Here is a 22,839-nt window from a genome sequence, read left to right on the forward strand (position 1 = left end):
TATCACGGTGCTCCCCGGAAAAAAAAGCCCCTATGGATAAATATAGCCTTCCACCTTACGTGCCGGCATGATTTCCTGCACCACAATAATCGGTTGCATCAACCCGTGCCACGGTCGTTTGGAAACCGTACCTTTCACCGCTACCCATTGAAATTCCGTCCATCGCTTGGTACCGTCATATTGGCAGGTCAAACCGAAAGGCGTAATATCATTGATACAACAAAACATTAAATAGCGGGCAATGGTAAAATCATTGCCTTTCAGCATTTCATCGTCATAGGAAACAAATCCCAGCGCATATACCGTATAGCCTTGATATTTTTCAATATTTTTTGTCAATTCCAAATCATTGGCATAATAATTTTTCGTATTCATAATAATGACCCGGTGTTCTTCATCAATGCCCGGACCGCTCAAGCCGTCAAAATCAATTCCGAACGGATGCGTAGAAGCTTGCGGTTCGTCCATCATTTCCGCCGCCGCATGGCTGGAGAATCGTTGTCCGCCGAAACACACCGGTCCCAACAGCAGTACCGCAGGAATGAGCATAATCAAACAGTTCCGATACCGCTGCCGATACGTAGGCCGCCGTCCTAAAAACAAAGTGACACCGCCCCAAAGCAAAAAAAATACAACCGCCAAACTCAAAAAGGGAAGCAATCGCGGCGCAATAAACAAGCGATACGTTCCGCTCCCCATGAAGATCAGCCAAACAACCGCCAGTACGATAAAGGAAACCCCTTCCGCCAACGCCTGCCGATTCACCTGTTTCATTTATATCACCACGCTTCCCGTCGCAAAGGCAAAAATAAACGACGCCGCAAAACAGGCCGCCACCAGAGAAATAACCAATCGATAGACGAAAGGTTTGGGAAATAAAGAAGAAAGAATTAAAAAATTCTTTAAGTCCATCATAGGTCCAAAAATCAAAAAGGCTAAAATTCCCGGCAAAGGTACATTGGAACTTAAATTTCGGGCAATCATCGCATCGGCCGTCGAACAAATGGACAGAATAAAAGCTAACGCCAACATTAATTCAATGGTCATCGATAAATTTCCCGTCAAGGAATAGTACTTCAGCAAATTGCCGCTATATCCTTGAAATAACGCCACTAAGAAGGAAGCGCCCACAATATAGGGAGCCATCCGATAAAAATCATTTTTGGCATGTTCCAAAAAAAGAATCACCCGATCCCGCCGCGTGGTAATCTTCCCCACTTCCACGGAGCTGCACGCCGAAACAGCGACCGCCGGCATCCCTGCCGTCAACGCCTCCGCGCCGCAGTATTTGCGAAAAGAAAGACTGACCGTCAAGGCAACCGCCAACCCCAAAATAATTCGTGCCGCAGCAACCTGACTCATTCCTAAAAACGCATACCAAGTGGAAATAATGACCACCGGATTGATGATCGGGCCGGACAACATAAAGAGCAGGGCCGCCGGAATCGGTACGCGCCGACTGATCAAACTGCGAAACATGGGAATCGAAGCGCAATCACAAACGGGAAAAATAAACCCGCCCACTAATGCCCACGCCATAGATTTTGCCAAATTCCCGCGCAGACGATTTTCCAGAAAATACGGCGGCACGAATACTTGCAACGCCGAAGAACAGGCAATGCCCAAGATTAAAAAAGAAAAAGCCTGCAGCACCGTAGCCAGCCAAAGCGCCGAAACCACATGCCAAGTGGCCGCCGTGGAAGCTTGCGAATGACATATGATCGTATACCCGGCCGCAAACGCAATAAAGCCCGCTGTAATCAGGCGTGCCGTTCGCGTATGTCGCACCGTCACTTCATGTGCCACCGTACGGGCATCCGTCAGGGACGAAGCCGTAATAAAACGAGCCTGCGGACAAAGTCGTTGCAACTGCCGTTTTACCTGCATTTCCGCCAAGGCATCGGCATGCGCCTCTTCTCCCGGCAACCGATCCAACAGAATAATCGTATCGGCATGTGACAACTGGGTATATACAGCATTGCCCGTTTTTCCCAACAGCTGCCGGCAATACGGGACCGTCGTCACAAAAAACACTTTTTTTAGTCGGAACACCTGATTCAACGAGGTTTCCAAAAATAATTTTTCCAATACTGCAAAGGGAACCATGCCGTTGGCTTCAAGCCACAATTCGCGAATCCCCTTGCCCTGCACCTGCCGCAATAAAGAATCCGCCACTTGTGCCGCATTGGTTTCCGTCACCGGCGGCAACGTATACACCGGCGTCGAAGCCGGGGTCATGCCTTCTTCCATGGCCGCCCGTCCTACAACTCCCGAGCGATGCGAAAGTATATGATTAAGCACCGTCGTCTTACCGGTACTTAAAAATCCGGTAACCACATACACCGGAATGGGCTCAATAATTCGACTCATACTTCCTCCCATAACGCACGCCACCGTTTTTCTTGTAACGACGTGCCGATACATGTCAACGAACGCCCCGGCACCGTACTGTCCGCACAGGTCAACGCGCCGCCGTTATATTGCACCTGTATATATCCTGACGGGGTCGGCAAAATCCCTTTTACGCGCACCAATGCGGCACCTTCCAGCGAAATCCCCGCCCGGATCACCTGTTGCCAGGCCGCCGCCGACCGCGGTTCTTTCGCGTATAGCGTACACGTCACAAAAGGAGCCGCATGATCATGAGCATGGTCCTGATCGCAAGACGGTTCTTGCACAGGCGAACCGGACAATTCAATGCCGGCGGAAGCCGAAAATACAAGGTCTCCTAACGGCAACTTCTCCCACGGTTCGGCATATATACGACAGGTCGGATTGTACGTCCGTACTGCCGCCTCGGCCGCCGTTACGGCCTGCGGATTTTCATCTACATGGCTGAGGAACACGACTTGACTGTGAGAAATTTGATCCTTATAAAACTCGCCGAAATTGCGCAAATACAACGCACACCGTTGTACATCCACCACCGTCACACACTGACGCAGCGAAAGTTTATCCGCCAATTCCGCACTCTGACAAGCGGCAATAATATCCGATAATTTTCCCACACCGGACGGTTCAATAAGAATCAAATCCACGTCCCGCCCGCGCAAAGCCGCTTGCAAGGACTGCTTAAAATCTCCCGCCAATGTACAGCAAATACACCCCGACGTCAATTCTTGCACCTGCACGCCTGCCGACTGTAACACTTGCGCATCAAAACTCACTTCACCGAAATCATTTTCTATAATCATGACCCGTGCTTTTCCCGCCATTTGTGCCAACAAATGACGAATACACGTAGTTTTTCCGGCTCCTAAAAAACCGGAAATAATATATACAGGTATCTGCATAAAAAAGCCCCCTTACTTCCTATGTCGACTCATTGTAGCACACCTATATAAAACAATGCAACGGTTCTCTCAAAACGCCTTGTACTCGGGACTCATTTCCCGAAAAAAATGAAAAAAAAGAGACCACCGTAGTGATCTCTTTCCTCTTACTCGTGTATCTTAGAATACAAATACGAGCTGTGCTTTGGTCTGTTCGCCCAATTTTGTTTTCACAACTGCATTTTCTTCTTTCTTTACTTTCGAAGCAAAGGATTGTTTGAACTGAAGTTTGGCGTTCTTGGCAAAGGTGTAGTCTACACCGATCCCCCAAGATTTAACGTTGCTCTTCAAATTGCCGCCTCTCCAGGTACCGCCGTTTACAAAATCAAACTTGTCGGCATTCAAGTAATCTACCCATACATCCCAAGATTTCGGCGTCGCAAAATCCGCTTTGCCGTACGTTACCTTACCGTACCAGGAAGCCGGTTTAGAAGTCGTTACCTTATTTTCCGTGTCATATACCTTATATTTTTCGTAGCTTACTAACGCCTTTACTTGATCGGCTACTTTCGCCTGTACGGAAGCCCCGTATGCATGTGTACTCGTATTCGCTGCGCCCGTTACCACATTGGCAAAGTAAGCACCTACCGTGGCATAATCGCAAACTGCCGCCTGCGCTTGCACATACCCCACTTTATAGGATGCATCCGCTTTTAATTTCGCATAGCCGCCCTGCACACTGACTTTGTCCGCAGCCACTTGTGCTTCTACACCGTCTACTACATCGTCATAAATATAGCCCTGTCCCAAGGTCAAATCATGACGACCGGCCAATACGCTGACCTGATCGGCAACCTTGGCCTGTACATTGGCCACATTTACATGGGCATATGCAGAGTTAGCTTCATGGACATCATTAAATTGCCCCTTATATTTGAAGCCGATGTTCGCTTTTACATTTTTACTTACCTTTGCCGTAGCTTTAAGTTGTGCTGTATACGAATAGGAGTCATCTCCCGTAACGGCGCCGGATTTATAGGCATCAGCATCCGCCTTCAAGGTTCCATACGTATTATCTTTAGTATACTTTTTATCTTTGTTTTCTTTTACGGTTTCCCCGGACTGCCAGTTAGCCGGTTTCATCGTGTAGTTTTGCGTTTTATCAACTGCTACATCCTTATAATTGGCTACATCATAGTCTCTGGTAGATGCCGCTTTATGATTGTAATCCACCTTGAACGTACCGGAGAATTTCACCGTGCCGACTTGATCTTCCAAGTTGGCAACACGTACGCCCAAGTTATTCAATTCGCCGGCAAATTCATTGGCCAATTTGTTAATGACCGCCCGTTGCTGTGCATTGGCACGATCGGCATGTGCCATAGCTTTAGCCGTAATTTCCGCCGCTTCATAGCGGGTAATGTTGCGGTTCCCTTGGAAATGCGTGCCGTCCACACCCTGAAGAATACCGGAGTTAGCCAAGGTAACAACCGATTTGTACGCCCAGCTGTCTGCCGGTACATCGGCAAACGGATTGGCTGCAAAGGCGCAAGTGGCGCCTACCGCCATGGTGGCCGCGAGAGCGGCGAGAATCTTTGTCTTTTTCATACTGCATGACCTCTTTTCCCAAAATACTGAAACTGATTTTAGGAACGCTGAAATCGCTTTATCGCCCCGCCTGTCTCCAAGTTGTCCTTGTTGCCTTGCAGATGCCGTGTCGACGCTGTCGATTGCCGCTGTTCCCGAATGATTCCCATACTTTATGGGAATCTTGTTGTCGTTGTATCATTTTATACATCATTTTGTCAATAAAATACTAAACCTCCATGTTTTAAGCCGTTTTTCTACGTTTTTATTAATATTTATCAATACTGTTTGTTGAATAGTCTTCCTTCCCCATCTTTTATAATAAAAAAAGGAATCACCGCCGTGATTCCTTTTCCGCCTGTCGTTTAGAACAAAAATTCAAGTTGCACCTTGGTCTGTTCGCCTACTTTCGTTTTAACCGCTGCATGCGGTTCGTACTTCAATTTCGAAGCAAACGATTGTTTAAACTGAACTTTGGCATTTTTGGCAAAAATATAATCCGCACCGATCCCCCAAGATATAATATTATCCGCCAAATCGCCTTCCCTCCAAGTACCGCCATTTACGCCGCCGGTTTCAACACTGAAGGCAAACGAATCAGCATTCAAATAATCTACCCAGACATCCCAAGATTTCGGCGTAGCAAAATCCGCTTTGCCGTATGTTACCTTACCATACCGGGCAACCGAATTGTCACGCGCTTGTTTAGCTGTGCTGTCATATGCTCTAAATTTTTCATAACTTGCCAGCGCCTGCACCTGCTTGCCTACGTTCGCCTGTACGAAAGCGCCGTACACCTGGGTGGAGGCATCCTTCGGTTCATTGGGTACCACTACATGTCCATAGTACGCGCCTATGCCGGCAACATCGCTCACCGCCGCCCGGGCTTGTACATACCCTACTTTATAGTCTGTAAAATCTTTTGCCTTTAATTTCGCATAGCCGGCCTGCACACTGACTTTGTCCGCAGCCACTTGTGCTTCTACACCGTCCACTACATTATCATAAATATACCCCTGTCCCAAGGTCAACGTATGACGACCGGCCAATACGCTGACCCGATCGGCAACCTTGGCCTGTACATTGGCCACATTTACATGAGCATAAGCCTTGTCGGCGCCGGCGGCGTCATTGAATGTCCCTTTATATTTGAACCCAATGTTCGCTTTTACGTTTTTACTTACCTTTGCCGTAGCCGTAAGTTGTGCCGTATACGAATACGAAGCATCTCCCGTAACGGCGGCCTTTTTAGCCGTCTCAATATATTCGCCGGCATTTTTCTTCACCTCACCGTACGTACCTTCGTTACTATACTTCTGTTCTTTATCTGCACTTACGGTTTCCCCGGACTGCCAGTCAGCCGGCTGCATCGCGTGGTCATGAGTGTTATTCTTAATATCATCTTTTATGCCTTTATAATTGGCTACATCATAGTCTCTAGTAGATGCCGCTTTATGATTATAATCCACCTTGAACGTACCGGAGAATTTCACCGTGCCGACTTGATCTTCCAAGTTGGCAACACGTACGCCCAAGTTGTTCAATTCGCCGGCAAATTCATGGGCCAATTTATTAATGATCGCCCGTTGCTGTGCATTGGCCCGATCGGCATGTGCCATGGCTTTAGCCGTAATTTCCGCCGCTTCATAGCGAGTAATGTTGCGGTTACCTTGAAAATGCGTGCCGTCCACGCCCTGAAGAATCCCGGAGTTAGCCAAGGTAACTACCGATTTGTACGCCCAGCTGTCTGCCGGTACATCGGCGAACGGATTGGCTGCAAAGGCGCAAGTGGCGCCTACCGCCATGGTGGCCGCGAGAGCGGCGAGAATCTTTGTCTTTTTCATACTGTATACCTCTTTTCCCAAAATACTGAAATGTTTTCAGGAATAAAAAATAAGTGCGGTGACACATCCCGTCTCCAAGTTTGCCTCGTTGCCTTGCAGAGCCTTATGTCGCTACACGTACTTCCTATATTCCCGCATGATTCCGATTGTTTATCAAAATCATGTGGTCATTCTATCATTTTATACATATTTTTGTCAATAAAATGCTTGTTATATGTGTTTTAAGCCTTTTTTCTATGTATTTATTAATATTTATCACTTTTTTTATGGTAAGTTATCATTTTATACAAAAAAAAGGAATCACTGTCGTGATTCCTTTTTTGGTATCGTTTAGAATACAAATACGAGTTGTGCTTTTGTGGTTTCAGCAAATTTAACTTTTGCTCCCTGTACGGGTTCCGTTTTCTTCTTAGAAGCCAACGTCTGTTTTATTTCCAACTTAGCATTCTTGGCAAATACATAATCTACCCCGATCCCCCAAGAAGTAGACGCATTATTTTTTAAATTATAAATACGCCAATCTCCCGAAACAGGAATGCTGAATTTATCCGTATTCAAATAATCTACCCAAATATCCCAAGATTTCGGCGTGGCAAAATCCGCATTTCCGTACATTACCTTGCCGTACCGGACAGCAGCGCTATCCGTCGTTTTCTTATTGTTCGTATCATATACATGATACTTTTCATAGCTTACCAACGCTTGTACCTTATCGCTTACCTTCGCCTGTAAAGAAGCGCCGTACACCTGAGTGGAGATCTCCTTCGAGGCACCGGGTACCACTACATGTCCATAGTAAGCGCCTACAGCGGCACGATCACAGACCGTCGCCTTAGCTTGTACATAGGCCAGTTTATAATTCTTTGCTTCTTTTAACTTGGCATAGCCGGCACTGAAATCCGCTGTTTTGCCGGCATACTGTACTGCCGCACCTTCCGCCACGTCATCATAAATATAGCCCTGTCCCAAGGTCAACTCATGCCGCCCTGCCAATACGCTCACCCGATCAGTTACGGCAGCTTGTACATTAGCCACATTTACATAGGCATGAGAAGCTTCCGCCTGCTCGCTGTTTTTAAACTCATCCGTATACTTAAAACCGAAAGCCGCCTGAATCTTATCGCTTACTTTTGCCGTCGCTTGTAACTTAGCTTCATACGAATACGAAGCGTCTCCCTGTACTGCCGTGTTTTTGTCTCTCTTCTTTTCCACATTATCTGTGGCGCGTCTTACAGAAGCTGCATATTTCGGATCGGTTAACGTGTCTTTTTTTGCATAAATATCTTGCACACTCATCCATTTTTCCGACTCTTTCGGTGCAGCGGCAGGTTTTTTGTAATTATTTATATCCAATTCGGTCGTATTCGCCCCATGATGAATATAAGTACCTTTAAAACCTCCGGAGAATTTCACCGTGCCGACTTGGTCTTCCAAATTGGCAACACGTACGCCCAAGGTATTCAATTCGCCGGCAAATTCATTGGCCAATTTATTAATGATCGCCCGTTGCTGTGCATTGGCCCGATCGGCATGTGCCATGGCTTTAGCCGTAATTTCCGCCGCTTCATAGCGAGTAATGTTGCGGTTACCTTGAAAATGCGTGCCGTCCACGCCCTGAAGAATCCCGGAGTTAGCCAAGGTGACTACCGATTGGTACGCCCAGCTGTCTGCCGGTACATCGGCGAACGGATTGGCTGCAAATGCGCAAGTGGCGCCTACCGCCATGGTGGCCGCGAGAGCGGCGAGAATCTTTGTCTTTTTCATACTGTATACCTCTTTTCCCAAAATACTGCAATGTTTTCAGGAATAAAAAATAAGTGCGGTGACACATCCCGTCTCCAAGTTTGCCTCGTTGCCTTGCAGAGTCTTATGCCGCTACACGTACTTTCTATATTCCCGCATGATTCCGATTGTTTATCAAAATCATGTGGCCATTCTATCACTTTATACATATTTTTGTCAATAAAATACTTTGTTTATATATTTAAAGCCTTTTTTCTGTGTTTTTATTAATATTTATCAATATTGTTATTAATAGTTATCATTTTATACAAAAAAAAGGAATCACTGTCGTGATTCCTTTTTTGTACACCTTAAAATACAAATACAACTTGCGCTTTTGTCTGTTCCCCCAACTTGGTATTTATAACCTTTATATCGGACTTTTTCTTCGATGCAAAACTTTGTTGTAATTGGAATTTGGCATGTTTAGCGAACACATACTCTACACCTGCACCCCAAGATTTCACATCTTTTTGTAAGTTACCGCTTCTCCAGGTGGCGCCGTTTACCATAGCGAAATCATCCGCCTGCAAATAATCCACCCAAATATCCCAAGATTTCGGCGTGGCAAAATCCGCATTTCCATACGTTACCTTGCCATACCAGGAAGCCGGTTTAGACTTCGTTTCATGTGTGTCCGTTTTATATTCCTTATACTTTTCATAGCTTACTAACGCCTTTACTTGATCAGACACTTTCGCCTGTACGGAAGCCCCGTATACCTGCGTACGCAAATTCGGTTCACCCGTCATGACCTTTCCGAAATAAGCGCCTACAGCAACCCGATCACAGACCGCCGCCTTGGCTTGTACATACCCTACTTTATATGTCGGATAATCAGCTTTTAATTTGGCATAGCCTGCGCTGAGCTCTACTTTTTTACCGCCATACTGTACTTCCGCACCGTCTACCGTATCATCATAAATATAGCCCTGTCCCAAGGTCAGGTTATACCGACCTGCCAAGACACTGACCCGATCGGCAACCTCGGTCTGTACATTGGCCACGTTTACATGAGCATAAGCCTTATCGGCGTCGCCGTTTTTGACGAATTCACCTTTATATTTAAAGCCGACAACCGCTTTTGTCTTATCACTTACTTTTGCCGTCGCCGTAAGTTGTGCCGTATACGAATACGAGTCATCTCCCGTTATTTTCTTCACTGCAGCATCACGACTATTGGCAGCTGCCGCGGCTCGCGTCACCGAAGTCCGTTCAAGCAAATTCGGTTGCGGAATGTCGGCGGCGGCTTTCCATACGGGAGTCTTCTTTACTTTTTTTGCTACGAGGAACGTTTGATAGTTAGCTGTATCAATTTCTGTTTTTTGTGCACCTTTGTAATTATACTCCGCCTTGAAGGTACCGGAGAATTTCACCGTGCCGACTTGGTCTTCCAAATTGGCGACACGTACGCCCAAGTTGTTCAATTCGCCGGCAAATTCATGGGCCAATTTGTTAATAACCGCCCGTTGCTGTGCATTGGCCCGATCAGCATGTGCCATGGCTTTAGCCGTAATTTCCGCCGCTTCATAGCGAGTAATGTTGCGGTTACCTTGGAAATGCGTGCCGTCCACGCCCTGAAGAATCCCGGAGTTAGCCAACGTAACTACCGATTTGTACGCCCAGCTGTCTGTCGGTACATCGGCGAACGGATTGGCTGCAAAAGCGCAGGTGGCGCCTACCGCCATGGTGGCCGCGAGAGCGGCGAGAATTTTTACCTTTTTCATACTACATGACCTCTTTTCCCAAAATACTGTTACTACTTTCGAAAAGCACCGGCGACGCAGTATACATTTGCGCTGCAAGGTTCTCTGTTATCCTGCCGCTACACATACCCACGCCGAACGGCTTTTCTTATGAACTTTGGCTGTCGCAAAATTCCTAGTTGTATAGTATCACTTTATACATTTTTATGTCAATATTATTCCATTTATGCAAGTAATTATCGTTTTTATCGTTTATAGCAATAATTATATACATTTACTCATCATTATTTATATTCAAACCAACTGCTTAGTGCTCCGGAATAAAAAAAACATAACTATATACTCCCTTTTACGGGTTTTAACGAAAACCATTTGACAAAATCCGCCAAGCACGGTATAATTCATTTTGTTGGCGGGGCATAGCGCAGTTTGGCAGCGCACCTGGCTTGGGACCAGGGGGTCGCAGGTTCAAATCCTGCTGCTCCGACCACACGAGAAATGCGGGTGTAGCTCAATGGTAGAGCGCCAGCCTTCCAAGCTGGTTACGTGGGTTCGATTCCCATCACCCGCTCCATTTATTATGACTCAGTAGCTCAGCTGGATAGAGCAACAGCCTTCTAAGCTGTGGGTCTAGAGTTCGAATCTCTACTGGGTCACCAACTATAACCTCGTTCACTGAACGAGGTTTTTTTATGATTCCCGCCTTTTAAATACAAATAAGCCGGTATACGACTATCCTGTCCGTATACCAGCTTATTTGTATTTTCTTTTGCTATGCGTAAAAGCTTACCGCACTGTCCGCACAGCGACTTATTCCAAAATATACACGGGCACGCTGCGCCGCCCGAAGCTCATACAAGAATTATAATCTTCCATACATAAATCAATACGATTCCCTAATATGGCTCCGCCCGTATCTTCTGCAACAGCCACGCCATAACCGGGAATATACACTTTGGTTCCCAACGGGATAACCCGCGGATCTACCGCAACAACACCGCGACGGGCGCGGGTTCCCATACGCGTTAACCCTTTGCCGTTGCCGTCTGTCGGCAAATATGCCGTTGCCTGCATGGAAATCACTTGCTTATACCGCGATAATGAGCCTGTATTAATCACTTGTTTCGTCCCTACATGACGAATAAGCGGCTTCATTTCCGTAAGTAATTTCGTCGATACCGGTTCTTGTGAAACAACCTTTCCTTCCATGGTCACAATTTTAACCGTTACCCGTTTACTGCCATTTTGGCCTTGTTGTACAATTTTTTCCTGTCCCTTGGGCAGGCTTTCATCAGGAATACTTTCAATAGCATACGGAAGTACTTGATCTTCCGTCAATGTTTTTTCGGTGAACGTACCGATCGTAATGGTCATCCCCTTGACTACCGGTCGGTCCGGATTGCCGAAGGGGCGGTAGCGATCACGGCTATACCCATATTGGCTTGCCGCATCCCACGCCGTTTGCTTGGCGGTCATGACGGTTCGTTTCACCCCGTTACAGACCAGGGTGACAGGAACGGCACGTCGCAATACTACGGTAGAACCGTCCTTTAATGCCGACGTCGACATGACCAATTCATCATATGGCCCTACGTTAATTTTTTGCTCACGCATAAGTGCGTCTTTATTAATTGCATGCGTATATACAGTCTGACTGACACCATCGGCTTCGATAACCACGGTTTTTCCTTTTTCCGCAAAACCGGCCAACGAAACAACTAAAATCAAAGCGATAATGGTAGCATACATACGAGTTACGGGCCCTTGACAGCGTTTGTTCATCAAATCCCTCCTAACTGACGCATATTCTACCAAAGGCGGACACGAGTGTCAATTATTATGAGTTTACAATAAAGCCAAAAATACGTATTATGCGTATTTGTAATAGAATTGTAAACATATGTCCGACTTTTAAAACACCAGATACCGTGCCGTATGCAATAATTATGATAACAAAAAATATTTTTCCCACTTTGTTTTTAAATTTATTTTAAATTTATATTTTTATATCTATTTTCATTCGTTTTACAGGTTATATTTCTTCATCTTCTCCCACTTATATTTTCTCCATATAAAAAATATATAAAAAAATTTATAAAATCGGCATTTATTTGTCTTTTTACAGTAGACAGTATACATATTATACTTATTTTCACCTTGCCATTCTTATTTACAAAAATTTTCCCGCATCTCTATAATATTTTCCCTATATATACTGATTTTTTCGCTTATACACGCCAATTGTAAAAAAAGATATTCCCGACCTTTTTCTCTGTATACATAAAAAAAGAAGAGAAAAACTTTTTTTCTCTTCTCAATCAATAGGAAAAACATTTGTCATATAAAACAACCTATAAAAAGGGACCGATATACATGTCGGAGTAAGAACCGGCAGACATACTTCCCATCTTTTCTTACCCTGAAAAACGACTTATGTTTCGCTCCCGACATATAGAACCGACTTTTTTAATCCCCTACGTGCCGCCATAATTCGGGATGTCGAATAATCCATGCAGTAAATTCGCACCACGCCGCTCTTTCATTAGAAAAACATGTAGTTCCCTGCTGTATTTCCGGTCTATACGTATCCAGCGCTTCCGCCACTTCATCCCCGTAATACCCTACCCGCTCTTGCGTCAACCAATGGAAGGGAGTAACGACTCGATCCAAGCAGTCGAAAAAGGAAGGAACTAATGAATAATACGAAAAGCCCTTCGGCGCAATCGCTTCCAGAACGGTTGGCATAATATTCATATGCCCGCCAATGTGCAGTTGCGGAAACATGGAACGTTGTAAGTCCGGATGGTGCATCGCAAAGGAGGTACAATATTTTTCACGTACACTCGGCTCTTTTTCCGAATACATTTGTGTGTGAAAGGGAATAATCAACCGCGAATGATCGCCTGTAACCAAAATAAAACTGTCCGGATCCAATGCCTGTACTTTACGAATAAACTCACTCATGTAATAATCCGCATACCAATACATGCCTAAATTATTGAGTAACTTGCGGTTTTTACGTATGTCCGGAGTTAAGTCCGGCATAATACGGTCCGGATCAAAGCCGTACTTCTCTACCGGTATCGTATACGGAGGATGGTTGGAAGTGGTATAAATAAGATGAAACATAGGTTCATCCGCCGGCAATGCACATAATTCTTTATATAATCCTTCAAAAAATATGTGATCGTAAATGCCCAGCCACGTAGTCGGCGAGTGAGGCGGACAAAATTCCGGCGCCCCTTTGCAAATATCAAATCCCTGTGCCTTACCGAATCGTCCCAAACTGGCCCATGCCGTATTACCGCCATACCAATATGCCGTAGTATAACCCAATTTTTTTACCTGCCCCGCGAAAGCCGTAGGCAATTGCTGTTGTTGAAAAGCCGGCATTTCATTAATTTCAAAATTGGCATCAAATATACCGGAAAACAAACTCGCCAAAGACGGTTGGGAAATCATCCCGGCCGATAAAAAATTCGGTATAGAAAACGTATGTGCCGAGGCTCGAAATTTCTTTCCTTCTTCCACTAAATGCAACGCTTGATAGTGGTCATCAAAAGGCACTTGTGTATAACTTTCACCGACAATAAAATAAATATGTTTCGGTTTACGTATACGGGGTCCCTCGGCTTGCCGCAAAAACGGACGCCATATATCCTTCGTCTCCCGTACCCGCACAACAGGAGCCATGATTTTCACGGCTTCTTCTTCCGAATGGTTTAGAATACGCTGTTCCTGTTGTTTCAATACTAATTCAATGGCGATGCAGTCATCGACCACCGCTTTAGAAAAAAATATATCGTTCTTCAAAATAGTCGGCATGTTATTGCGTGACGGTTTAAATAAATGAGATAAATGCCCGCCATACCGTATATAGTAAAACAAAAGAACGGCAATGACAAAAAAGGCCGTATTTACCGCATAGGACATGCCGGGCATGAACCATTGCGGATACGGAAAAACAGGCGTTTGTAAAAGAAAATGTGTAAAACCTGCCGTAACGCCTAAATACGGAATTAATCCCAATACCATCCAACCGCCGTGATATTGAAAAAAGAAGATATCAAAAAAATTTCCCTTATCCGCATGTTTTCCCAACAACATAGTTTGGTTGTAAATATCATGAAACTCTCCGTAAAATATCATCTTTCCCATAAATACAACATACAGGCAAAGTGCATATACGGCAACCAACAGTATGCGTAATATACCGGCATACATCCTATATTCGGAAAAGAAGACGCCGGGAAGGGTAATGAAAACCAAAGACACTAAATACACATACGCATGAAAGTCCAAGCCCCATAAAAAGCCGAACCGTAAACATTCCCGAACTTTTTTCCCGTACTCTCCGCTGTCCCGCTGCGGACCATATATTTTTATAAAGGCCAGTCTGAACAATAAACAAATAATAGACGGAATAATAATTAATTTTAAATCTTGCTGTGCCCCTAAAAAAAATACTTCAAACATTACTCTTTCGTTCCCTTCTTTTCCCTTTTGTCGTTTTCCCCTATCTCGCCATTACACGTACAGATACCTCCCCTACACGCTTTATGGACTAAAAACAATACGCCGTATACGATATTATGATTATCATTCACATTATATACCGGCGCCTCATTTATTCGCAACAAAAATTTCCTGCAGTACCCTTTATAGTCACTAGTTTTCTGTCGTTTTTTCATACTGCCATATACCATATTTTTTCCAGCGGCGCTTTCTGAAATATGTCCGCAGCCGAAAAGACAGGATCATGATTTTTCCCATGCCCCCGATAATCCCCCGCCAATGATGTCGAACACAATACTGCTGAAACCGCTTGACTTTCGATAACCCGTCAGTAGGACACGTTTGAATAAACGCATACACTTCCCGTTCTTTATGCCTGTCTCTTTCCTTCACGCCCGTACAATACAACAAATAATGTAATCCGCACATACTAATCTGTTTTTGACATATCGCCTGCGCTTCTACATAACCTAATTGCTTGCAAAATTGCAATTTCTCCTGCCAAGCAACAAACCCGCTATACATTATATCCAGACGATCTTTAAGATGAATCCCGTTAGACAAACTCTCCGGATTTTCTTTACTGTAACAATAATATGCCGTCGGCACAATACATGCTTTACGAGCACGCAAATATAACTTAGGCATGACAAACGCATCTTCGATTAAATATCCCACAGGAAAACGAATGCCGTCAAATAAGGCCTTTTTTATTAATTTACTGGCAGCCATATTTCCATATCCGCTTAAACTCTGCCGTCGTATAGTTTCAATGTTATTTTCATAAACGGCATCTTTATCGGTAGTAATCATGCGATTATTTTTTACACTTACCGAGTGACCGGTCACAATATCATACGTACCGTTTTCTGAATAAGCCAGCAAGGAAGAAAATTCTTCGGGTAACAAAAAATCATCAGAATCCAATAAATAAATCCATTCCCCATGCGCCATGGATAAACCGGTGTTTCTCGCATCGCTTAATCCCCCGTTCGGTTGATGCCGCACAACAATCCGCTTATCCTGCTGCGCATAGCGATCGCATATTTCACCGCTATGATCGGGAGAACCGTCATCAATAAGAAGGATTTCCCAATGTGTATAGGTTTGCCCCAGCACGCTTTGCAAGCACCGATCCAAAAATTGTTCCGTTTTATATACAGGAATAATGACGGAAATTAACGGGTTATATGTCATAAGTACCATTCTCCTTGTCTTAAAAAGTTCTTCTACAAGCACCATTTTTTGCCTGCACGCCAAATATCATCCGCTTTAAAGGCCTGTTCATGACTGACCGTTACGGCACGATAAAAAGATTTCGGCGCCCATCGTCGCAAACGATACGGCTCATTTCGATAAACCACAAAAACCAACGGCACATTTACGGTTAACGCCAAATGCGCCGTCCCTGTATCCGCACTGATCAAAAGCCGAGAAGCGGCTAATAAGGCCGCTAATTGCGGAATCGTCGTGCGATTGGAAAAATTACGCAGAATGTTTCCGGTTTCCGGCGGTAAGGCGTCATAATAGCGAGTCGCCGCTATACCGCAGCCCACCATTCCCGGCGTATACCCTGCACGGTCTATTTGCTGTGCCAAGGCCGCAACCAGCGACAAAGAGAAATCTTTTTTCTTATTTTTCGTCAACGGATTAATGAGCACCAACGGACGCCCTTCATGTTGTAACAGCTTCTTCACATATGCCATCGCTTCGTCCGGTATATGATAGCGTATTTTCATGCTTTCCATAGGCATATGGGAATACAATTCACTTAAATACGCCATCTTATCTTGCACGTGTACCCAATGTTTAAAATCAATGGCCCCGTTAGTTAAAAAAAAACGTTGCCACAAGGCACCCGGCTCGGCATATATCTTCTTGGCCCCCCAGAACTTCGCCGCCAGGGCCCCGAAAAAATTTTTCCACATAATAAACGCCGCATCAAACACATACCGCCGCTCATATTTTTTCAAAAATGTATATTTGCTCCATACACTTCGGTCGCTTCCCTTTTTATCCAGCGGCCACACCTCATCTACTCCGTTCAGGTAGCGCGCCGCATCGGCAAACGGCTTATTGACGACAAACACAATATAGCATTGAGGATACATGCGTTTTAAATTCATACATAACGCGCCGGTCATTAACGTATCCCCGAAATAAGCGGCGGAAAAAATCAAAAAATGTTTCATTCTCCTCTCTCCTGTTGGATAATCGCATAATTTATACCGATTTATACCGTATATTTATTTATTATACAACCGAACACCTATATTGACAACAAATTGCAAGAGCTATGACAAGCTATATACCGCTGCAAAAAAAGAACAAGGCATATAGGCCTTGTTCTTTCCCCCTTTTTCAAATTTCACGACGCACATAATGTCCGGGTCGTATTTCTTGTAAGCAGCCGGCCGCGGAAATGTCTTTTCCCCATAAATGAGGCGTCATCGCAATAGATTCTTTATGCGGCTTCGCCGGTAAAATAGAGTCGGACAACAATTGAGTATACACATGGGCGGGATGGGTAAACAGGTCTTCCGTCGGTCCGATTTCCATGATTTTTCCCGCCAACATCACCAAGGTCCGATCACTGATATGACGTACGACCGCCAAATCATGTGCAATAAACAACATGGAAAATTTTTCTTGTTCTTGCAAATCGGCCAGCAGGTTAATAATTTGTGCTTGAATGGAAACATCCAAAGAGGCCACCGGTTCATCGGCAATCAGCAATTGCGGGCGTGTAGCCAACGCTCTGGCAATGGCCGCCCGTTGTCGTTGTCCGCCGGAAAGCTCCGAGGGATACGCATGAACATAGCGATTTTCCAACCCTACCTGCTGCAATAATTCCGCGATCCGCCGGTTGTCCTCTCCTTGCGCTTGTCCGGATAAATATAGAGCTTCTTTTAAACTTTCCCGTACGGACATGCGCGGATCAAACGCGCTGTCCGAATCTTGGAACACCAAATGAATCGCCCGTTGCAAGTTGCGATTACGTTTTCCCGCCGGTATACACTGCCCTTTAAAATACAAGTTCCCCGCCGTAGGCGTGATCATCCCCGCCAACACTCGTGCCAACGTCGATTTACCGCAACCGGATTCCCCGATGATCCCGATCGTTTCCCCTGTCCGGACGGAAAACGACAGATCATCTACCGCTTTTAACAGCCGGCCGGACGGCAGAGTGAAATATTTTTTTATATGTTCTACACGCAATAACGGTTCATTCATCCTTTTTCCTCCCATCGGGACAACGTACTTCTTCCGGCGCTCGCGGATCCAATGTCCAAGTTGCCGCCCGATGCGTGCGCGATAAAGAAAAGAACGGCGGTTCTTCTTCATAATCAATCGCCATAGCCCGCGGATTGCGATTGGCAAACGCGTCTCCCGCCGGCACGTGCAACATATCCGGCGGCATTCCCGGAATGGAACGCAACCGCTTATGCACGCGCGCCGCAGACGGCAATGCCGCCAACAGCCCTTGCGTATACGGATGACGGGGATCGGAAAAAATTTCTTCAGTGGTCCCGATTTCCACTAATTTGCCGGCGTACATAATACCCACACGATCCGCAATGCGAGCCGCCACTCCTAAATCATGGGTCACCAATAAGACGGTCAATCCCGAATTTTTAGCCAAATTTCGCAACAGGTCGATCATTCGCAATTGTACAGTCACATCCAAGGCCGTAGTCGGTTCATCGGCAATCAGCAACCGAGGTTGCGAGGCCAACGCAATGGCCAGAGTAATGCGTTGGCGCTGCCCGCCGGAAAATTCCGCCGGCATCATCGCCAAGCGCTCTTTTCCCTGCTGTATCCCCACCTGTTCCAACAATCCGACCGCCTGCTCGTTCAGTTCTCGAGCGCCTGCCGACGTACGCCTTTTAAGTGCTTCCGCCAATTGCGTACCGATAGAAAGTACCGGATTTAAGGTAGTCAAAGGGTTTTGAAATACCATGCCGACTTCCAACCCCCGTACAGCCTGCATATCCTTTTCCGTGTACTGCGTAATATCGTGACCGCCGATGACAATATGACCGCTTTTAACGACGGCATAACGAGGCAGCAATTTTACAATAGAACGACACAATGCCGATTTTCCGCAACCGGATTCACCGGCTAAGACGACGATTTCTCCTTCCTCTAAAGAAAGAGATACACCGCGCACAGCTTTTACCTCCCCTTGGGGAAGGTAAAAGCTGACTGCGAGGTGCTGTATATCCAAAACCGTATTATTCACTGATATCCCAATTTTCTACATTCCAGAAGATACCTGCCGCATGATGCCCAAGGATACGATCCGTCGTCAATCCCGTCACCTTGTTCGTTGCAACATAATTGCCGTGAATAAACGCAATCATAATAAAGGCAGGATGTGCGCTCCATGCTTTTTGGAATTGAATGTAAGCGTTTTTACGCATGCCCACATCATAGGAATTTCTCCCTGCCGCCAAAGCCGCATCTACCGCACTGTTGCTGTAATCCGTATAATTGGCGCCGGCTCCGGTGTAGAAGAAATTATATAACCCGGCATCAGGATCAAAGGGGGTAGCCTGTCCGATAAGGCAGCACTGCATCGTTTTCCAATTAAATTTAGGCACTACATTAACTTTCATATCTACGCCTAATTTTTTAAATTGCGCCGAAGCAATTTTGGCCATATCCACCCGTTCTTCTTCAAAATCGCGGGCATCTACGCTGAAGGAAAGTTTTTCGCCGTTCTTTTCATAAATACCGTCACTTCCCAATTTCCAGCCCAAAGCCGCCATCCGTTGTTTAAAAAGTGTCGGATTATAGTCCATATGATCCATCGTCGGATCGTTATACACGGCATTTAATTGAATGGGGCTGTATGCCGCTTCCCCTTCGCCGTTCAAAACGCCGGCAATAATAGCTTTTTTATCCAACGCATATCCCAATACCGGAATCAAAGCCTGATGTTCGGGATTTTGCCAGTAAGGGTTTTTGAAATTAGGTCCGATAGCGCGGAAATCGGCAGTTTGGCAATCATATACCTTAAAATGATTGTTGTTCCGGAACGTCGCCGCATCTTTGGCATTCAACAACGCCACATCGGCACCGCCCGATTTCAACTGTGCCGCTTTGGCCGTTTCATCCGGAATAATCTTGAATATTAACCGATCAATCTTCGGTATGGTACCATAATATTTATCGTTTTTCTGAAGAATAATCGATTGTCCCTTATCCCAGCTGACAAATTTATACCGTCCGGTTCCGATCGGCTTCTGATTGAACGGATCCGTCATAATATCTTTCCCTTCCAAGCAATGTTTAGGCAAAATACCGATCGTCAAATAGTCCAACATAGCCGCACTGGGTTTGGACAATTCTACTTTTACCGTCTGCGGATCGACAACATCGACAGCCTTGATTTCTTTATAGTTGTCACTGATTTCATCATCAATATCTTTATTAAGACGCAAGGTATCCAAGGTAAACTTGACATCATCCGCCGTAAACGGTTGTCCGTCATGCCACGTTACATTCTTCCGTAAATGGAAGGTATACGTCAACGTATTTTTGTCAAAGTCATACGACGTAGCCAAATCCGGAACAGGTTTATTCTGCCCGTCATATTTCATTAATCCGGAAAAAATCAAACTCGGCAATTCATCATGTGTATTTAAGATAGAATTGAGAGTCTTATAATCCGGGCCGGCAAACGTCAACGTTTTTCCGGCATTGCCTCCCTGCGAACCGCAACCGGCAAAGGCAAACATGCACATCACAGCCATAATAAATGCGGTGATGTACGATAAAATACTTCGCTTTTTCTTCATAACTTACCTCCTGTATAAAAAATTTATAAATTACTGCTGCCGCGATTTATTTCACGACGCAGGTGATGCCCGATATGGGTAATACATAATAAGGTAATAATAAGAAAACACCCCGGAATAATAATAATCCACCAGGAGTCGGTCATTAACGCCCGCGTGGACAGCGCCAACATGGTCCCCCACGACGTAACTTCCGTGGGCAGGCCGATGCCGAGAAAACTCAACGTCGCTTCCATGGTCATAGAAATTCCGATGGATGACACCAGCATAAACAACACCGGCGAAATGAAATTCGGCAATAAATGGTGCCGCAATATATAAAAGAAACCGCCTCCCATAGCGCGTGCCGCCAAAACATATTCGCTGCCGCGAATTTGCCGTACTTCGCTACGCACAATACGGGCCAAGTTCATCCACGTCGTCACGCCGATAACCAAGGAAATGGAAATGACATGTGCTTGACCGATGCAGGCTAAAAGCAATAACTGCAATAATAAATACGGAATGCTGCACAAAATTTCCGCAATGCGCATCAACGCACTATCCAACCAATCCGGTGCCGTACCGCTTACGCAGCCGTACACCATGCCGATGCCGGAAGATACGACGGTAGCTAACACGCCGATCACCAAGGATAATCGACCGCCATACCAAAGAACGGAAAAAATATCTCTTCCCAACATATCCGTACCGAAATAAAACTCATGGTTCGGAGGTTCATTAAGATGCTGTAAATAAAACGCCTCCGGATCATGATTGGCAATGCAGGGAGCCAAGATACAGCCGAGAACGACCAGCAGCAAAATGACCGCGGAAACCCGCGGTATATCCGCGATAACCTGTCGCCACGGGGATACGGGGATGACGTCCGGTTCTTTCCGCCTCCCCGCACCTACGACGGTAAATGCCCGTTCGTTTTTGTCCATGCCGTACCTCCTTCCGTTTTCATCCGTTTGTCCAACCGGGCGCTCACGGCTTGTGCCGCCAAACCGGCGGCAATGACCACGGCACCGGTCAGCAGGACCACGAGCATCAACACATTATAATCATGATACTTTGCACTTTCCACCGCTAAATTTCCCAAACCGGGATAGGCGAAAACGGCTTCCACCACATACGTACCGCCGACAATATGATTTACGCCGATAGCCATGACACTGAAAATCGTCGGCGCCACATTACGTAAACAATGGGAAAGAACAATTTTCAACCGTCCCAACCCTTTCATTTTAGCCAATAAAACGTAATCTTTTCGTGTTTCATCCAATAATTTATTCCGAATCATATAGGCGTAATACCATACATGGCTAATTAACATGACTATCACCGGCAGAACAATATGTTCCGCTCGACTACCCCAATTTCCGGCTTCCCCCGGATCATAGGCACCGCTCCCCGGTAACCATCCCAAATTTACATTGAAAATTAAAATTAACAACAAACCCACCCAAAAGGCCGGTAAATAAAACAAAATCGTCCCCGTCTCGGAAAGCAGCGTATCCAACCATCGTCCTTCGTATAATACGCAACATACAGCCACGACAATCGCGGAAATAAAAATTAAAATATACGAAACAATCCCTAAAAACAATGTATTTCCTACAAAATCATGAATAACGCGGGACGCCGGCTCACGATACTTCAGCGACATTCCCATTTCGCCGTGCAAGCTTCGATCTACCCATTGAAAATATTGTTTATATACAGGCTGATCCAGTCCCCATCGATGTCTTGCCGCTTCATATTGTGCCGTACTCATTTGATCGACGGCATCTCCGTAATAAGACTGCAACGGATCTCCCGGAGCGTAAGAAGCTGCAAAAAACACAACTCCCGACAACACCGCCAACGATATAAAAAACACAGCAATATTTTTACCTATCGCCTTATAAGGAACTTTCATAAAATCCGCTTCCTTCTCTGTATTCATTGCATGCAACATATAATTATCGAAAATATATTACAAGAAGTATACCGAATATGTCAATATTACAGAATTAAGTATGTTGATAATTTTATCAATATCTTCCAATAAACTATCATTCATCCGGTCGCCCACTGTCTGCCGATACCTTTGCCGATAGGTCATTCACTGTTTCTTCTGTTTATTATCTTGTATAGACAAGATAACTGCTATCGTAAAAAAATACTCTCTATATAAACTTTACACATAGAGTATACATAAACAGCATATTTATTTTTAACGCGTTCTCTATTTGCATGAATAAAAAAAGGACACAGCTGTGTGTCCTTTTTTTATTTCTATGTATGTTGTAATACATATAGTTTATGTCGCCAAAATGCCGCTTCTTCCGGATCCTTAGCGATT

16 protein-coding genes and 3 tRNA genes are annotated in these 22,839 nt (G+C 45.2%); 3 read left to right on the plus strand and 16 right to left on the minus strand.

The genetic code is table 11. The features are described 5' to 3' along the window. Window positions 1-30 precede the first annotated feature (30 nt). The 7 genes from HMPREF1039_RS01255 to HMPREF1039_RS01285 all read right to left on the minus strand — a co-directional run bounded on the left by HMPREF1039_RS01255 (window position 31) and on the right by HMPREF1039_RS01285 (window position 10,212). Window positions 31-774, minus strand: coding sequence for a TIGR03943 family putative permease subunit (locus HMPREF1039_RS01255; RefSeq protein ID WP_007390559.1), 744 nt, complete (start codon window positions 772-774; stop codon window positions 31-33). Beyond that, window positions 775-2,370 carry a permease gene (locus tag HMPREF1039_RS01260; RefSeq protein ID WP_007390492.1) on the minus strand — a complete coding sequence of 532 codons (1,596 nt, stop codon included), beginning with the start codon at window positions 2,368-2,370 and terminating at the stop codon, window positions 775-777. After that, window positions 2,367-3,293: a CobW family GTP-binding protein gene (locus tag HMPREF1039_RS01265; RefSeq protein ID WP_007390532.1), complete on the minus strand. Its 927-nt coding sequence runs from the start codon at window positions 3,291-3,293 to the stop codon at window positions 2,367-2,369. Before HMPREF1039_RS01265 ends, HMPREF1039_RS01260 begins: the two co-directional genes overlap by 4 nt. Before the next feature lie 159 nt (window positions 3,294-3,452). Further along, window positions 3,453-4,880 (minus strand): S-layer homology domain-containing protein, encoded by a 1,428-nt coding sequence (locus tag HMPREF1039_RS01270; RefSeq protein WP_007390585.1) that lies wholly within the window; start codon window positions 4,878-4,880, stop codon window positions 3,453-3,455. A gap of 344 nt (window positions 4,881-5,224) precedes the next feature. Beyond that, window positions 5,225-6,703, minus strand: coding sequence for an S-layer homology domain-containing protein (locus tag HMPREF1039_RS01275; protein ID WP_007390505.1), 1,479 nt, complete (start codon window positions 6,701-6,703; stop codon window positions 5,225-5,227). Between the two features lie 330 nt (window positions 6,704-7,033). Beyond that, a complete protein-coding gene (locus tag HMPREF1039_RS01280; protein ID WP_007390528.1) occupies window positions 7,034-8,467 on the minus strand; it encodes an S-layer homology domain-containing protein in 1,434 nt (477 codons plus the stop codon). 329 nt (window positions 8,468-8,796) lie between these two features. Continuing rightward, window positions 8,797-10,212 carry an S-layer homology domain-containing protein gene (locus tag HMPREF1039_RS01285; RefSeq protein WP_007390488.1) on the minus strand — a complete coding sequence of 472 codons (1,416 nt, stop codon included), beginning with the start codon at window positions 10,210-10,212 and terminating at the stop codon, window positions 8,797-8,799. 392 nt (window positions 10,213-10,604) lie between these two features. Between HMPREF1039_RS01285 and HMPREF1039_RS01290 the strand changes: the two genes are divergently transcribed. From HMPREF1039_RS01290 to HMPREF1039_RS01300, 3 genes are all read left to right on the plus strand, one after another. Continuing rightward, window positions 10,605-10,681, plus strand: a tRNA-Pro gene (locus HMPREF1039_RS01290). Window positions 10,682-10,691: 10 nt separating this feature from the next. Further along, window positions 10,692-10,765 (plus strand) — tRNA-Gly (locus tag HMPREF1039_RS01295). An 8-nt stretch (window positions 10,766-10,773) separates the two neighbouring features. Then, window positions 10,774-10,850 (plus strand) — tRNA-Arg (locus HMPREF1039_RS01300). A 151-nt stretch (window positions 10,851-11,001) separates the two neighbouring features. Here HMPREF1039_RS01300 and HMPREF1039_RS01305 read toward each other — a convergent pair. The 9 genes from HMPREF1039_RS01305 to HMPREF1039_RS01350 all read right to left on the minus strand — a co-directional run bounded on the left by HMPREF1039_RS01305 (window position 11,002) and on the right by HMPREF1039_RS01350 (window position 22,440). Next, on the minus strand, window positions 11,002-11,973 hold the full coding sequence (locus tag HMPREF1039_RS01305) for a G5 domain-containing protein (RefSeq protein ID WP_007390524.1): 972 nt from the start codon (window positions 11,971-11,973) through the stop codon (window positions 11,002-11,004). Window positions 11,974-12,657: 684 nt separating this feature from the next. After that, the gene (locus tag HMPREF1039_RS01310; protein ID WP_007390470.1) at window positions 12,658-14,667 is read right to left on the minus strand and encodes an LTA synthase family protein; all 2,010 of its coding nucleotides are present in this window, start codon (window positions 14,665-14,667) and stop codon (window positions 12,658-12,660) included. Window positions 14,668-14,859: 192 nt separating this feature from the next. Next, complete coding sequence (locus tag HMPREF1039_RS01320) at window positions 14,860-15,903, minus strand: glycosyltransferase family 2 protein (protein ID WP_007390567.1); 1,044 nt, start codon at window positions 15,901-15,903, stop codon at window positions 14,860-14,862. A gap of 32 nt (window positions 15,904-15,935) precedes the next feature. Then, window positions 15,936-16,898 (minus strand): glycosyltransferase family 9 protein, encoded by a 963-nt coding sequence (locus HMPREF1039_RS01325; RefSeq protein ID WP_235720015.1) that lies wholly within the window; start codon window positions 16,896-16,898, stop codon window positions 15,936-15,938. A 169-nt stretch (window positions 16,899-17,067) separates the two neighbouring features. Further along, entirely contained in the window at window positions 17,068-17,940 is an 873-nt protein-coding gene (locus HMPREF1039_RS01330; RefSeq protein WP_007390566.1) for an ATP-binding cassette domain-containing protein, read from the minus strand. Further along, window positions 17,933-18,877: an ABC transporter ATP-binding protein gene (locus tag HMPREF1039_RS01335; protein ID WP_232217203.1), complete on the minus strand. Its 945-nt coding sequence runs from the start codon at window positions 18,875-18,877 to the stop codon at window positions 17,933-17,935. Before HMPREF1039_RS01335 ends, HMPREF1039_RS01330 begins: the two co-directional genes overlap by 8 nt. Window positions 18,878-18,941: 64 nt before the next feature. Then, entirely contained in the window at window positions 18,942-20,510 is a 1,569-nt protein-coding gene (locus HMPREF1039_RS01340; RefSeq protein WP_007390507.1) for an ABC transporter substrate-binding protein, read from the minus strand. A 23-nt stretch (window positions 20,511-20,533) separates the two neighbouring features. Further along, window positions 20,534-21,436 (minus strand): ABC transporter permease, encoded by a 903-nt coding sequence (locus tag HMPREF1039_RS01345; RefSeq protein ID WP_007390560.1) that lies wholly within the window; start codon window positions 21,434-21,436, stop codon window positions 20,534-20,536. Beyond that, complete coding sequence (locus tag HMPREF1039_RS01350) at window positions 21,403-22,440, minus strand: ABC transporter permease (protein ID WP_083811852.1); 1,038 nt, start codon at window positions 22,438-22,440, stop codon at window positions 21,403-21,405. The genes HMPREF1039_RS01345 and HMPREF1039_RS01350 overlap by 34 nt, the downstream gene beginning before the upstream one ends. Between the last annotated feature and the right edge of the window lie 399 nt (window positions 22,441-22,839).

Source organism: Megasphaera lornae, from assembly GCF_000214495.1.
In the GTDB taxonomy this organism is placed as follows: domain Bacteria; phylum Bacillota; class Negativicutes; order Veillonellales; family Megasphaeraceae; genus Megasphaera; species Megasphaera lornae.

Excerpts from the sequence above, each read along its gene's own strand:
- HMPREF1039_RS01260 (WP_007390492.1), bottom strand. The coding sequence starts at position 2,370 with ATGAGTCGAATTATTGAGCCCATTCCGGTGTATGTGGTTACCGGATTT.
- HMPREF1039_RS01305 (WP_007390524.1), bottom strand. The coding sequence starts at position 11,973 with ATGAACAAACGCTGTCAAGGGCCCGTAACTCGTATGTATGCTACCATT.
- HMPREF1039_RS01280 (WP_007390528.1), bottom strand. The coding sequence starts at position 8,467 with ATGAAAAAGACAAAGATTCTCGCCGCTCTCGCGGCCACCATGGCGGTA.
- HMPREF1039_RS01265 (WP_007390532.1), bottom strand. The coding sequence starts at position 3,293 with ATGCAGATACCTGTATATATTATTTCCGGTTTTTTAGGAGCCGGAAAA.
- HMPREF1039_RS01350 (WP_083811852.1), bottom strand. The coding sequence starts at position 22,440 with ATGAATACAGAGAAGGAAGCGGATTTTATGAAAGTTCCTTATAAGGCG.
- HMPREF1039_RS01255 (WP_007390559.1), bottom strand. The coding sequence starts at position 774 with ATGAAACAGGTGAATCGGCAGGCGTTGGCGGAAGGGGTTTCCTTTATC.
- HMPREF1039_RS01275 (WP_007390505.1), bottom strand. The coding sequence starts at position 6,703 with ATGAAAAAGACAAAGATTCTCGCCGCTCTCGCGGCCACCATGGCGGTA.
- HMPREF1039_RS01310 (WP_007390470.1), bottom strand. The coding sequence starts at position 14,667 with ATGTTTGAAGTATTTTTTTTAGGGGCACAGCAAGATTTAAAATTAATT.
- HMPREF1039_RS01270 (WP_007390585.1), bottom strand. The coding sequence starts at position 4,880 with ATGAAAAAGACAAAGATTCTCGCCGCTCTCGCGGCCACCATGGCGGTA.
- HMPREF1039_RS01325 (WP_235720015.1), bottom strand. The coding sequence starts at position 16,898 with ATGAAACATTTTTTGATTTTTTCCGCCGCTTATTTCGGGGATACGTTA.
- HMPREF1039_RS01285 (WP_007390488.1), bottom strand. The coding sequence starts at position 10,212 with ATGAAAAAGGTAAAAATTCTCGCCGCTCTCGCGGCCACCATGGCGGTA.
- HMPREF1039_RS01320 (WP_007390567.1), bottom strand. The coding sequence starts at position 15,903 with ATGACATATAACCCGTTAATTTCCGTCATTATTCCTGTATATAAAACG.
- HMPREF1039_RS01330 (WP_007390566.1), bottom strand. The coding sequence starts at position 17,940 with ATGAATGAACCGTTATTGCGTGTAGAACATATAAAAAAATATTTCACT.
- HMPREF1039_RS01340 (WP_007390507.1), bottom strand. The coding sequence starts at position 20,510 with ATGAAGAAAAAGCGAAGTATTTTATCGTACATCACCGCATTTATTATG.
- HMPREF1039_RS01345 (WP_007390560.1), bottom strand. The coding sequence starts at position 21,436 with ATGGACAAAAACGAACGGGCATTTACCGTCGTAGGTGCGGGGAGGCGG.